This is a genomic window from Microbulbifer sp. (genome assembly GCF_051659245.1).
In the GTDB taxonomy this organism is placed as follows: domain Bacteria; phylum Pseudomonadota; class Gammaproteobacteria; order Pseudomonadales; family Cellvibrionaceae; genus Microbulbifer.
Genome location: NZ_JBOFOC010000169.1, coordinates 14,245 through 27,463, shown reverse-complemented (window position 1 = coordinate 27,463; position 13,219 = coordinate 14,245). Strand labels below are relative to the sequence as shown.

14 protein-coding genes are annotated in these 13,219 nt (G+C 60.3%); 5 read left to right on the top strand and 9 right to left on the bottom strand.

Features of this window, described 5'->3' with window-relative positions; all coding sequences use genetic code 11:
* On the top strand, positions 1–745 hold a 745-nt coding region (locus ACRC0P_RS16385), incomplete at its 5' end, for a CsiV family protein (RefSeq protein ID WP_438632375.1).
* Positions 746–840: 95 nt separating this feature from the next.
* Positions 841–2,079, top strand: a complete 1,239-nt coding sequence (locus tag ACRC0P_RS16380; RefSeq protein WP_438632374.1) for a DUF819 family protein — start codon at positions 841–843, stop codon at positions 2,077–2,079.
* A 156-nt stretch (positions 2,080–2,235) separates the two neighbouring features.
* On the opposite strand, the gene ACRC0P_RS16375 is transcribed toward ACRC0P_RS16380, so the two are convergent.
* The 4 genes from ACRC0P_RS16375 to ACRC0P_RS16360 form a co-directional block, all read right to left on the bottom strand.
* Positions 2,236–2,451 (bottom strand): cold-shock protein, encoded by a 216-nt coding sequence (locus ACRC0P_RS16375; protein WP_183459825.1) that lies wholly within the window; start codon positions 2,449–2,451, stop codon positions 2,236–2,238.
* Between the two features lie 288 nt (positions 2,452–2,739).
* Positions 2,740–3,831 (bottom strand): mechanosensitive ion channel family protein, encoded by a 1,092-nt coding sequence (locus ACRC0P_RS16370; protein WP_438632373.1) that lies wholly within the window; start codon positions 3,829–3,831, stop codon positions 2,740–2,742.
* Positions 3,832–4,039: 208 nt separating this feature from the next.
* On the bottom strand, positions 4,040–5,041 hold the full coding sequence (nagZ, locus tag ACRC0P_RS16365) for a beta-N-acetylhexosaminidase (RefSeq protein ID WP_438632372.1): 1,002 nt from the start codon (positions 5,039–5,041) through the stop codon (positions 4,040–4,042).
* A 157-nt stretch (positions 5,042–5,198) separates the two neighbouring features.
* Positions 5,199–5,831: a TetR/AcrR family transcriptional regulator gene (locus ACRC0P_RS16360; RefSeq protein ID WP_438632371.1), complete on the bottom strand. Its 633-nt coding sequence runs from the start codon at positions 5,829–5,831 to the stop codon at positions 5,199–5,201.
* A 140-nt stretch (positions 5,832–5,971) separates the two neighbouring features.
* Between ACRC0P_RS16360 and ACRC0P_RS16355 the strand changes: the two genes are divergently transcribed.
* Positions 5,972–6,283 (top strand): DUF6763 family protein, encoded by a 312-nt coding sequence (locus tag ACRC0P_RS16355; protein WP_438632370.1) that lies wholly within the window; start codon positions 5,972–5,974, stop codon positions 6,281–6,283.
* Between the two features lie 37 nt (positions 6,284–6,320).
* On the opposite strand, the gene ACRC0P_RS16350 is transcribed toward ACRC0P_RS16355, so the two are convergent.
* Entirely contained in the window at positions 6,321–6,962 is a 642-nt protein-coding gene (locus tag ACRC0P_RS16350) for a TIGR00730 family Rossman fold protein (protein ID WP_438632369.1), read from the bottom strand.
* Between the two features lie 184 nt (positions 6,963–7,146).
* Here ACRC0P_RS16350 and lexA point away from each other — a divergent pair, with 184 nt between their 5' ends.
* On the top strand, positions 7,147–7,752 hold the full coding sequence (lexA, locus tag ACRC0P_RS16345) for a transcriptional repressor LexA (protein ID WP_438632368.1): 606 nt from the start codon (positions 7,147–7,149) through the stop codon (positions 7,750–7,752).
* A gap of 418 nt (positions 7,753–8,170) precedes the next feature.
* On the opposite strand, the gene ACRC0P_RS16340 is transcribed toward lexA, so the two are convergent.
* From ACRC0P_RS16340 to ACRC0P_RS16325, 4 genes are all read right to left on the bottom strand, one after another.
* Positions 8,171–8,428, bottom strand: coding sequence for a hypothetical protein (locus ACRC0P_RS16340; protein ID WP_438632367.1), 258 nt, complete (start codon positions 8,426–8,428; stop codon positions 8,171–8,173).
* Between the two features lie 119 nt (positions 8,429–8,547).
* A complete protein-coding gene (locus tag ACRC0P_RS16335; protein WP_438632366.1) occupies positions 8,548–9,039 on the bottom strand; it encodes a DUF6586 family protein in 492 nt (163 codons plus the stop codon).
* Positions 9,036–11,714, bottom strand: coding sequence for a type I DNA topoisomerase (gene topA / locus ACRC0P_RS16330; RefSeq protein WP_438632365.1), 2,679 nt, complete (start codon positions 11,712–11,714; stop codon positions 9,036–9,038). The genes ACRC0P_RS16335 and topA overlap by 4 nt, the downstream gene beginning before the upstream one ends.
* A 252-nt stretch (positions 11,715–11,966) precedes the next feature.
* Entirely contained in the window at positions 11,967–12,482 is a 516-nt protein-coding gene (locus tag ACRC0P_RS16325; RefSeq protein WP_438632364.1) for a hypothetical protein, read from the bottom strand.
* A gap of 280 nt (positions 12,483–12,762) precedes the next feature.
* Between ACRC0P_RS16325 and ACRC0P_RS16320 the strand changes: the two genes are divergently transcribed.
* Positions 12,763–13,206: a universal stress protein gene (locus ACRC0P_RS16320; protein ID WP_438632363.1), complete on the top strand. Its 444-nt coding sequence runs from the start codon at positions 12,763–12,765 to the stop codon at positions 13,204–13,206.
* Positions 13,207–13,219: the final 13 nt, after the last annotated feature.

Genomic DNA, 13,219 nt, shown 5'->3' with positions numbered 1-13,219 from the left:
ATATTCGATAACGATTTATAACGATATTCCCATGACCAGAACCATTCAACTGTGCACCGCCCTCCTCCTGGCCCTGGCCGCCGCCGGCGCCCAGGCCGCCAATTATGCCGGCACCACCTTTGAAATCGAGATGATCGTGTTCAGCCGCCCCGGGGGCATGGAGCAGTCCCGCGAGACCTGGCCCGCGGCGCCGCGGCTGCAGTACCCGGACCGCTGGGTGGATTTCCAGACCGTCGGCGGCGACGGCGACGGCGCTACGGTACTCTTTCCCGCCGCCACGCGGCTGGACAACAAAGTGGCCGCGCTGAATCGCGGCGGCAGCTACCGTGTGCTGTTCCACAAGGCCTGGCGCCAGGTATTGCAGCAAAAGCACAAAGCACCGGCGATCCTGATCGACGGCGGCGACAGTAGTGGCGACCACCGCCAGTTGGAGGGCAGCGTGACCCTCAGTGTCTCCCGCTACCTGCACCTCTCCACCAACCTCTGGTTCAGCGATTTCGCCGACGGGGAAATGACCAGTGACGGCATCCCCCTGCCCTCCCGTCCCACGCTGACAAGCGAAGAGCCCCTGGACCTGATGACCGACTCCACCGCTCCGCTTATCGGCGCCCAACCGCTGTATGCCCAGAGGGTTGCGGTCCTGCAGGAAGAGCGCCGCCTGCGCAGCGGAGAACTCCACTACATCGACCACCCTCAGTTGGGCGTGCTGATCGAAGTGCGCACCGTGGACGACACTGAAGAGTAATGAGTAGCCAGTGGTTGGTGACCGGTATTTCCCACCCGACACCAACCACTGGCCACTGATTTACCGACCACCAATCACCAACACTGACACTAATAATGATTACCAACGACGCAATTATTCTCGGCATGCTGGCCGCGATACTCGGCTTTGTGTTTTACACCGCCGGCAGTGAGCACCGCTTCTGGAAACGCTTTTACCGCTTCGTTCCCGCACTGCTACTGTGCTACTTCCTGCCCTCGCTGCTCGCCACTTTTGGCATTATCGACGCCGAGGGGTCCCAACTTTATTTTGTGGCCTCCCGCTACCTGCTGCCGGCAAGCCTGGTGCTGCTGACACTCAGTATCGACCTCAAAGCCATTATCAATCTCGGCCCCAAGGCATTGATCCTGTTTCTCACCGGCACCCTGGGTATAGTGATCGGCGGCCCCATTGCGCTGCTGGTCATGTCCGCTATTGATCCCGGGATGCTGAACATCGGCGGCCCGGAAGCGGTCTGGCGCGGCATGACCACCGTTGCCGGCAGCTGGATCGGCGGCGGCGCCAATCAGACGGCGATGAAGGAGATCTTCGAGGTGGGCGACCAGATATTTTCCGCGATGGTGGCGGTAGATGTAATCGTCGCCAATGTCTGGATGGCGGTACTGCTGATCATGGCGGGCAATGCCAAACAGCTGGACGAGCGTCGCGGAGCCGATACCAGAGCGATCACTGTGCTGCGGGAAAAAGTGGAAACGCTGCAGAAAAAGCACGCGCGGATTCCCTCGCTGCCGGACCTGATGCTGATCGCCGCAGTGGGTTTCGGTATCACCGCCATCGCTCACGCCGCCGCCGACCAGTTGGCACCCTGGTTCCAGGCCAACGCGCCGCAACTGGAACGCCTCAGCTTCACCAGCCACTTTTTCTGGCTGATTATTATCGCTACCACCCTGGGGGTCGCCATGGCCTTTTCACCGGCGAAAAAGCTCGAGGGTGCCGGCTCCTCCAAGGTGGGCTCGGTATTTATCTACTTTCTGGTGGCCACAATCGGCACTCACATGGACATCACCGCGCTTAAAGACAGCCCGGAACTGTTCGTGCTGGGGATTATCTGGATGGCGATACATGCCGGGCTGATGCTGCTGGTGGCCAAGTTGATCAAGGCCCCCACCTTCTTTATGGCGGTGGGCAGCCAGGCCAATGTGGGCGGGGCCGCATCCGCCCCGGTGGTGGCCGCGGCCTTCCACCCCTCACTGGCACCAGTGGGCGTACTGCTGGCGGTATTCGGCTATGCACTCGGCACCTACGCAGCCTGGTTCTGCGGCCAGTTGCTGCGGGTAGTGGCCGGCGGCGGTTGATCTGCATCAATACGCAGCCGGCGGCCGCGACCAGTCGGGATTAAACCGCTATCGATACGGCCCCGGGAGCACTCCTGCATCCAGAGCTTATAAAAATCCAGCCAGCGGCGGCGCCGCTGGCTGGATTTTCAAAGAAGATTTTTCGGCGGGGAAGGTTTATTCGCGGGGAATCACGTCTTCCGCCAGCAGGCCTTTTTCACCCTGTTGCATTTCGAACTCCACCGCCTGGCCTTCGTTCAGGGTTTTGTAGCCCTCTCCGCGAATACTGCGATAGTGTACAAAGATATCTTCGGTCCCCTCACCACAGGTGATGAAGCCATAACCTCGAGCATTGTTGAACCATTTCACGGTACCTGTAACGCGATCACTCATTAAGCAAACCTCATTATTGTTATTGCGTTTACCTCATGTCCAAAGGGGCAAACGCCACCCCATAATCAGCGGCTCTGCCGCTGTCCTGTACGCCCGCCGGATCGCTTCCGACAAACGTCCTCTGATTCTTAGATAAAATGCCGCCAGTGTCCAGATTTCACTGTGAATTTAATCCCACGAATTGTAAGTTATGCGCGACAAATCACCAAAACAGTTCGGTCAAGCCCCCTATAACTGACCAATTGTGCTTTTATGAATTTCTATGTATTGGTCCGACCGTTCCATTTATCAGGTGGTCGCCATTTCCGGCACTTCGGCAATATGCAGAGTGGAGGTCGGGAAGGCGCAGGAGGCTCCGTGCCTTTCGATAACCTGCAGGACCCGCAACAGGATATCCTGCTTGATTTCGTGATAGCGAATCCACTCGGTGGTTTTAGTGAAGGTGTAGATAAAGAAATCCAGCGATGAGGGGACAAAACTGTTGAAATTGACAATCAGCGTCTGGTTGCTGTCGATCTCCGGGTGTTGTTGCAGCATTTTTTTGACATCGTCGACAATAAACTTCATTCGGGGTGCATCCTCGTAGCGAATGCCGATGGTTTCATAGATGCGCCGGTTCAGCATGCGCGAGGGATTTTCCACCGCTATCTGGGTAAAAATACCATTGGGGATGTACAGTGGCCGCTTGTCGAAGGTGCGAATGCGGGTCAACCGCCAGCCGATATCCTCCACAGTGCCCTCGATTTCCTTATCCGGCGATCGCACCCAGTCCCCCACTGCGAACGGCCGGTCGAGATAGACCATCAGACCGCCGAAGAAATTGGCCAGCAGGTCCTTGGCCGCAAAGCCCACTGCCAGGCCGCCGATACCGCCGAAGGCGAGCACGCCACTGACGCTGTAGCCGAGAAACTGCATGATCACTATCACCGCAGTGATCATGATGGAGGCGCGCACCAGCTTGCCCACCGCGCGCACAGTAGTGGCGTCCATGGGTTTGCTGATAAAGCGCGGGTCGCGCAGGTTGTACTCCACATTGCGCGAGAAGCGCAGCGCAAACCAGGTGAATACCAGGATCAGGCCAATTTCCCGCAGCGGCGTGGCCACCGAAAAGATCTCTGCCCCGGTGGCGACCCCGGCCCGGCTCGCGGCCAGGGTCAGGCCCAATAGCCACACTAACACCGTGCCCGGCGGGTTCAGCGCGCCCACCAGTGCGTCGTCCCAGGGATTGACCGTTTTTTCCGCACGCCGGGCAAGGCGCTGCACGAAACCCGCCAAAAGCCAGGCGCTCAGCGCCGTGGCCAGAACGATAAGAAAAATCGCCACGATCCACAGGCGGTTGTCGCCGATCCAGGACAGCAGCATTGCTTTTATCGATTCCACTTACTTCTACCCCCGATAAATAAATTCCAATCCGTGTTTTCTTGTAGGAGCGGCGGGGCGGCCATCCGCCCATGGCCACGATCAGCGGTGGTTCCATCCCGGGTTGATCGCGGCCATGGGCCGCTCCTGCATGGAACCTGAATCCGTGACTTCATGACGGCTCAGAGCACAAGCTCTTGCACTCTGTATCCGCCCTGAAGTCACAGATTCAGGTGGAAGCCAACCAGTTGCGGGTCTCCCGCCAGCGTTCGCTCTGCTCCAGTTCGGCCCAGGATCTGATCGCCGGTTTTCCGCGCATGCGCTGCAACCGTTCACTGGATTTTACTTTGGGTACAAAGTTCTCCAGCGCCTCGAGTGCCTGCAAAGCCCCCGGGCGGCTGTTGCACACCAGGCCCATATCGCAGCCGGCCTCCATCGCCGCGCGGATTCGGGCCCCGTAGTCGCCGGCGGCGCCGGCGCCCTCCATGGACAGATCGTCGCTGAAGATCACGCCGTCGAACCCCAGCTTGCCACGCAGGATATCCTGCAACCAGAAACGGGAGAAACCCACCGGCTGCTCATCCACTCGGGCGAAGCGGATATGCGCCGGCATCACCGCATCCAGTTCGCCTGCGCGCAGGGACTCCACAAAGGGAATGGCGTCGGAATTCATCACCTCTTCGAGGGAGCGCTCGTCCACCGGCAGCTCTTCGTGGCTGTCCTCCAGCACATGGCCGTGACCGGGGAAATGCTTGCCGGTAGTGGCCATGCCCGCCCCGTGCATCCCCTGCATAAAGGCTCCCGCCAGCGGCCCCACCTGCCGGGGATCAGCGGCAAAGCTGCGGTCCCCGACGATACGGCAGTGGCTGTCGTCCGCGTCCAGCACCGGGGCGAAACTGAAGTCCAGGCCGACCGCCATCAGTTCCGACGCCAGCAGCCAGCCCACGTCCTCCAGCCGTTTCACGTCGGCGCGGGCGGCCAGCGCCTGCATGGATGGAAGCGAGGCAAACTCCCCCCTGAAACGCTGTACCCGGCCGCCCTCCTGGTCCACCGCCAACAGCAGTTCCGGGCGCTCCGATCGGATATCGGCCACCAGCGCCGCAATCTGCGCCCGGTCGCGGAAATTGCGCCCAAAGAAGATAAGCCCGCCCACCAGCGGATGCCGCAGCAGCCTGCGGTCCTCCAGGGTCAGTTCCTGGCCTTCGATATCAATCATCACCGGACCGATCATGAGAGTTCCTCTTTAATGCGGAATGATGAATGCGGAATGCGGAATAAAGGATATCCGATGCGAGACGTTGTTGTTCGGGTTGCCCGGGGAGCCCGGTCGCGGCCGGTGGCGGTTCCGTGGCACGAAGCAGGCCCGCGTATTCCGCATTCCGCATTCATCATTCCGCATTCACTTTGAGCATCGCCGCCGCCGCGGGCACCAGCCGGTCCAGGGTTTCCGGAAGGCTGCTCTGGGCGCCGAAATCTTCTCTCAGGATAGCCTCGATGGCGTCGAAGCTCGACAGGGTAAATACGGTGGCGCCCAGCATGAAGTAGAGGCGCCAGTAGAAGCTCACCGGGTCCAGGTGCGGCAGTGCTCTCTCCAGTAGTCCGGCGAAACGGTGGTAACTGTCGCCGTAGCGGGAGACGATATAGCGGCGCAGGTGCCCCTGGGACTGGGAGTAAGCCAGCCCCAGCAGGCGCATGAAGCGCTGTGGGTCGCGCCCCTCCGCCGCCAGGCTGCCGAGCCCCACCCGGTAGAGACTCTCCAGCAGCTCTTCCACCGTCAGCCGCTGGCCCGCTGCCTCACGACGATCCAGTTCACCAGCAAGACTGGCGGTAAAAGGCGTCAGAAAGCGCTCGAAGACCGCCTGAATCAGTTCTTTTTTTGATCCAAAGTGGTAATTTACTGCGGCGAGGTTGACCCCGGCGGTGCTGGTGATGGTACGCAGGGAGGTTTCGGTAAAGCCGCGCTCGGCAAAGAGTACCTCGGCGGCGTCCAATATCCGGCCGACCGTATCCGTCTGGCTCATAGGAATTCGAACCAACAATTAAAACAGTTGTTTGGTGGAAAGGCAGATTAGCATATTCCGCGCCAACTGGCGCCGCTGGCAGTGTTGAACCGGCGGCGCGGACATTAAATTGAAAGGAAGAATCGAGGAGAAGGGTTGCCATGACTCAGAAACGACCGGAAATCGGCAGCTGGTTCGAGAATATCGACGGCGGCCTGCTGTTCGAAGTAGTCGCGGTGGACGATACCATCGAAGTCCAATACGCCGACGGCACCCTGGATGAGTTCGACTGGGAACAGTGGCGGGAGATGCCCTTGGTGCCGGCGGCAGAGCCGGAGGACGCCAACGCGGCCTTCGGCCTAACTGTGGACGACCAGTCACCGAATGCGCGGGGCTTCAGCGTACCCGAGGACACCAACCCACTCGACTACGTGGAGGGGGAGCCTTTCGAGGGGACGGACGAGTCACCCTGAGGCTCCTTGCAAAGAGAGTGAAAACCGGAGGTTCGCGTCACGCTTCCCGCCCCCTGATGTAATCGATAATGATCTCCGACGCCTCCTCCACGGTATCCACGATGCTGAACAAGTCCAGGTCCGAGGCGTCGATGCAGCCGCTCTCCAGCACCGTGTCCATCAGCCAGCCGTGCAGTCCGGCCCAATAGCGCTTGCCCACCAGTACGATGGGAAAACGCCGCACCTTCTGCGTCTGAACCAGGGTCAGCGCCTCGAACAGTTCGTCCAGGGTGCCGTAGCCGCCGGGCATACCCACAAAACCAACCGCATGCTTAACGAACATAAACTTGCGCACAAAGAAATAGCGGAAGTTGAGACTGATGTCCTGATAGGGGTTAGCCACCTGCTCGAACGGCAGTTCGATGTTGAGGCCAATGGAGACGCCGCGCTGGGGCAAGGCGCCGCGATTGCAGGCCTCCATGATCCCCGGGCCGCCACCGGTCATCACCGGTATGCCCTCCGCGGCCAGCAACTCCCCCAGCCTGACTCCCTGCTGATATTCCGGGGAATCCTCTGTGAAGCGCGCACTGCCGAATACTGTCACGGAACCGGTGAGCGCAATCAGTCGTTCAATTCCATCCACCAGCTCGGACTGTATCCGCAGTACCCGCCAGGCTTCCGGCATTTTTGCGTCCAGCATTTTCTTTCCTTTTATTTGTCGCGTATCTCTTTCAACCAGTCATTCTCTCCCCCTATCTACTTATAGCAGCCTATGGCGACAATGGCGTTGCCGGCCATCCACCGGCACAAGGATTGCGCAGAAGGCAAATCTGTATATAATCCCAGCAACTGTATATAAATACAGAGCAACCTCAGGTGACCCTATGACCAATCTAACTGCACGCCAGGCCCAGGTACTCGAACTGATCAAGGCCTACCTGGAGGAAACCGGCTATCCACCCACGCGCGCGGAGATTGCCCAGGAACTGGGCTTTCGCTCCCCCAACGCCGCGGAAGAACACTTGAAGGCACTGGCGCGCAAAGGCGCGATCGAGATGGTGGCGGGTGCCTCGCGGGGAATCCGCATCCCGGATTATCAACCGGGCCTGCCGATCGTAGGGCGTGTAGCCGCCGGCAACCCGATCCTCGCTGAGGAGAACATCGAAGACTACTGCGACCTTCCCGTAGACTTCTTTCATCCCCCGGCGGACTACCTGCTGCGGGTACACGGCATGAGCATGCGCGACGCCGGCATACTGGATGGCGACCTGCTTGCGGTACAGCGCACAGACCAAGTGCGCAACGGCCAGATAGTGGTGGCGCGGATCGAGGATGAAGTCACCGTCAAACGCTTCCGCCGCAAAGGCAATCAAGCCACGGTGCAGCTATTGCCGGAAAACGAGGACTTCGAAGTGATTCAGGTGGATATGCGGGACAAGCGTTTCGCCATCGAAGGACTGGCGGTGGGAGTGATCAGGCAGAGCCCTTAGAGCCTGTTTGGAATCTTGCACAAAACTCTCCGGGCCGGATGGGGTGCCTCTTTCCGGGACCTTTCACTGCCATGGATGGCCGTGGAGAGCGTACAGGGATGTATTTAAGGGGGGGCGCCCAGCCCGTGTCCGGGAAAGAGGCACCCCATCCGGCCTCGCACTGCGGCCTGGAATTCCGGAGAACTCAAACAGGCTCTTAGATGAATGCGGAATAATGAATGTGGACAAATCTGCCAGGAGCAGACTTGCACAGCCGAAGGCTGCCCCGAAGGGGTGAAGCACTGGGACGAGCTTCACAAATACGCGATCGGACGTCGTGCTGCGAGGGAGTTCAGTGACTACTGATCAATCGTTCCGGGCACCCCAAAAGTAAGATCGCGGCCAAGAGCCGCGCCTACAGGAAAGTGTCATTCCGCATTCAATGAACCGTGTGATTGACCGGGGTCACCTCTTCGTCTTCATCGAAATAACCCGGCTCCATATCGTCGATATTCTGTACAGCCTCTATGCCGGCCTCCAGCATGGCCCGGGCGATGGCGATTTTGTGTTCGCGTATGAAATCCAGGCTCTCGCTGGAGAAATGGATACGCACCAGCGGGTCCTCCCGGTGGCCGGCACGGCGCAGTGCCACGTCGCCATTGGCCAATTCGACAATTTCAAAAGTCTCGGAGGACATATTCTTCTCCCGCTACATCAATTTGTGTGCAGGGTAACATACAGAGGCCAGCAACCAGAAGTCAGAGGACAGTTTCGTCCCTTCTGACAAAACCTGATATCTGATCTCTGTCTTCTGGATTACCACTCTTCCATATGTGCGCGCTGACGCCGCACCAGCTCCACCAGCGCGGTACGCCATACTTGCAAACGCTCTTCACTGAGAGCCGGGATTTCGGCAGCGGACAGATTTTGCAACGGAATCAAGTTATCGTTCCCGCCATTTCCTTCGTTCCTTCCGCCGGAGAATTTCCACAGCTGCAACCAGGCGGCCTGCAGTTGCGACAGCCAACTGCCGGAGTCCCCGAGCAGCTCCAGCAGCTCGACAGCCTCCGCACAGGCCGTACCGCGGGCGGCGGCCCGCTCCTTGAGTTCGGAAGCGGATTCGGGCTCACAACCCAGCTGCAACTGAAAAGCCAGTTCGCAGAGAAAGGCCCGGTAGGCGCGCCACAACTGCATCACCGCTCCCTCCTGCACCGCCGCCTGCCGCAACACGGGCCCACTCTCTCCTTCCAGGAGCAGTTGGCTTTTACGCAGAGCGGACGCCACGGCGCCGGTATAGGGATTGCTCATTTGCGCGCGGCCGCTTTCTTGCGCGCCGGCTTGCGCGCGGTACCACTGCTTCCGGCCTCGATCTGCCACTTGCCGTCGCGATAAAAAGCCCGCCAGCCGGTAGCCTTGCCCTCTTCCTCGGACTGCACGTACTGCTCCTGGGTCTTGCGGCTGAAACGCACCACCGTATCCCGCCCCTTGTCGTCCTCCGTGGGCGCCGAAAACAGGAAACTGTATTTGGGATCGATCTCACTTTTGTGCGGCAACAGTTCTTTCACCAGTGGCGCGCGGGTCTCGCGGTTCTTCGGGAACTGGCTGGCGGCGAGGAACAGGCCCGAGGCGCCGTCGCGCAGAATATAGTGGTCGTCCACTTTCTGGCAGGGGAGCTCGGGCATGGGCACCGGGTCCATTTTCGGTGGTGCCGGCTGGCCGTTCTTGAGCAGTTTACGGGTGTTCTTGCACTCCTCGCTGGTGCAGCCGAAGTACTTGCCGAAACGACCGGACTTCAACTGCATATCGCTGCCGCACTTGTCGCACTCGATCACCGGGCCATCGTAGCCCTTGATCTTGAAAGTGCCCTTCTCCACCTCGTAGCCGTTGCAATCCGGGTTGTTGCCGCAGATATGCAGCTTGCGCTGCTCGTCCAGCAGGTAGCTGTCCATGGCGGTGCCACACTTGGAACAGCGGCGCTTGTCGCGCAACTGGCGGGATTCCGCTTCTTCATCCTTGTCCGCGTCCACGGCCTCTTCGCCAGGGACCAGGTTCATGGTGTTGGTGCAGCGCTCCTTGGGAGGCAACCCGTAACCGGAGCAGCCGAGGAAGACGCCGGTGGAGCCGGTGCGGATCTGCATATGCCGGCCGCACTTGTTGCACTGGATATCGGTGTCCGTGGGCGCATTGCGGCGCATGCCGCCCTCGGCGGCCTGGGCCTTTTCCAGGCGCGCGGAGAAGTCCCTATAGAATTCGTCGAGCAGTTCTTTCCAACCCTTGTCTCCCTCCGCCACCGTGTCCAGGGATTCCTCCAGGTTGGCGGTAAAACCGTAATCCATCAGGTTCTTGAAACTCTCGCTGAGGCGGTCGGTGACAATGTCCCCCATTTTTTCCGCGTAGAAGCGCCTGTTTTCCAGGCGGACGTAGCCGCGGTCCTGGATGGTGGAGATGATCGAAGCGTAAGTGGAGGGACGGCCGATACCGCGCTTCTCCAGTTCTTTCACCAGTGCCGCCTCGCTGTAGCGCGCCGGCGGTTTAGTGAAATGCTGTTTCGGATCCAGTTTTTTCAGGGAGAGTTTCTCTCCCACTTTCACATCCGGTAACACCAGGTCTTCGTCTTTCTTGCTGACCGGCGGCGCCACTTTCAAAAAACCGTCGAAACGGATCACGCGCCCGCGGGCACGCAGCTCGAAGTCGCCGGCGGTAACCACCACCGAGGTGGAAGTGAACTGCGCCGGGGTCATCTGGCAAGCCACGAACTGCTGCCAGATCAGGTTGTACAGGCGCTCGGCATCGCGCTCGACGCCGGAGAGCATATTCGGCTGCATACGCACGTTCGAGGGGCGGATCGCCTCGTGGGCCTCCTGGGCGCCCTCCTTGCTGCTGTAGCTGTTGGGCTTTTCCGGCAGGTATTTATCGCCGTAGCTCTCGCCGATAAATTCGCGCACCGATTCAACCGCCTCCGCACTCAGGTTGGTGGAGTCGGTTCGCATATAGGTAATATGCCCGGCCTCGTACAGGCGCTGCGCCAGCATCATGGTTTTCTTGACGCTGAAACCCAGGCGGTTGCTCGCCGCCTGCTGCAGGGTGGAGGTGATAAACGGTGCCGAAGGCTTGGAGCTGGTGGGCTTGTCGTCCCGCGCGGTGACTTTGAACTCGCTCGACCGCAGGGCCTTGACCGCGGCGCTGGCCTGCTCCTCGTTGACCGGGCGAAAGGCTTCACCGGCCTGCTTTTTGACATCCAGGCGCAGCGGGTCTGCCTTGGCGGTTTCGGTATCCGCGGCGAGGGTCCAGTACTCCTCGGGGACAAAGGCGCGAATCTCCCGCTCCCGCTCCACCACCAGGCGCACCGCCACCGACTGCACCCTCCCCGCGGACAGGCCGCGGGCCACTTTCTCCCACAGCAGCGGCGAGACCATGTAGCCGACAATGCGATCGAGGAAGCGGCGCGCCTGCTGGGCGTTGACCCGGTTGATATTGAGCGGGCCCGGACTCTTGAAGGCTTCCTGGATCGCGGACTTGGTGATCTCGTTGAACACCACCCGGCGATAGCGGCCCTCGTCGCCGCCGATGGACTCGCGCAGGTGCCAGGCGATCGCCTCTCCCTCGCGGTCCAAATCCGTAGCCAGGTAGATATGGTCGGCATTGGCGGCGAGCTTGCGCAGTTCGCTCACCACTTTTTCCTTGCCGGGCAGGATTTCGTAGTGGGCGGCCCAGTTGTGTTCCGGGTCTATGCCCATGCGCTTGATCAGCTGCTCGCGGTTTTTCTTGCGCTTGTAGGCCTCCTTGGCCTCCGGTGAAAGCTTGCGGGTCTCCGCGGCGCGGCGCGCGCGCTCCTTCGCGTCTACCGGCTGCCGGTTTCCGCCGCCGGTGGGCAAATCGCGAATATGGCCGACGCTGGACTTCACTACAAAGTCCTTTCCGAGATACTTGTTGATGGTTTTCGCTTTGGCCGGCGATTCGACGATGACCAGTGATTTACCCATAAGTATTTGATTTTAAATAGAAAATTTACTGCTTTCGCAAGCCTTGGCAGCCTTTGGCAAAGGCCAGCGCTGCGCGAATATATAAGCTCCGCCCCGGGTGCGGTCAAGCGAGCGGCGCAAATTACTGTTGCGCAACACCCCGTTTTCTCACCTTTCCAGGGTATAGACAATCTTGTAGGAGCAGCCGCTGGCCGCCATCAGCGCGGGCTCCTGACGAGACCAATAACCACGCCCACAGAATGGTTATTCGGCCTATTGGGTGCTGTTTCGCGGCTGTCTTATCGCTTCCTCTATTGGCCGGCGCGACGCCTCCAGGGCTTTTTCCAGCGCCGTCATTCCCCGGTCTCCAGAGGATTCCCGCCACTGCACCCCCAGCCCGGTCTCGGCGCCGACAATCGCGATGGCATCCTCCGGCAGCGCGGCCAGCAATTCACGCAGCGGTCCCCAGGCAGCCTGCGGCGCGGCGCGGCCGTTGCGCCAGTCCCAGTGCCCGGCGAAATTCATCTCGTGGTCGCCCCGCTGCCGCTCCAGTACCCAGCCGGTCTGCAGGCGGCGGGTGTCTCCCCAGCGGGTGAAGTACACCGCCGCGCTGCCCTGCCCTTCCGCCGCCGGCAGGGATTTCATCTGCACAGTCAGCCCCTCCCGGGAGGCGCGGCTGCGCAGTGCGGCCAGGCGCTGGTCCCGGGCGCTGGGCTTCAGCCACATCACCGGTCCCACCACCAAAACGACAGCAAAGAGAATAATAATGAGGGGTAACCAGCCGGTCATAACCACTCCTTGTTGGTGGGATAAGGCGCCTATTTTGCGTCGCCCGGCGCCGCCTCTGTCAAGAACCTTTTTTTAAAAGTAGACTTCAACCTGAATCGGTGACTTCAAGGCGGATGCAGAGTGCAAGATATTGATGTCACAGTGGATTTTCCGAAGGAGTGGCGTATCAGGGATTACGGCCGACTGAGGAAAATTCGCTGTGGCGTCAAGAGCTTGTGCTCTGCGCCGTCATGAAGTCACCGATTCAGGTTCTATTGTTCAGACATGGAGCGGAACGCCTATGGCCAGCTACAAGCACATTCTCGTCGGCCTGGACCTCTCGAAGGAGTCCTCCCAGGTACTGCAAAAGGCCGCCGATATTGGCGGCGCCTGCGGGGCGGACCTGAGCCTGGCGCACGTGATTGAGCCACTGACCTTCGCCTACGGCGGCGATATCCCCATGGATCTCTCGGAGGTCCAGGAGCAATTGCAAAATCAGGCGAAGGAGCAGTTGCGCAAGTCCGCCGACAGACTGGGAATCCCCGCGGAGCGCCAGCACGTGGTGCTGGGGCAGCCGGCGACGGAGATTCACCGCCTGGCGGAAGAGCGGGAAGTGGACTTAATCGTCATCGGCAGTCACGGCCGCCACGGCCTCGCGCTGCTGCTGGGGTCCACCGCCAACGGTGTCCTCCACGGCGCCTCCTGCGATGTGCTGGCGGTGCGGGTGCATGTCGATGAAAAGTGAGCGGTATTTCCGC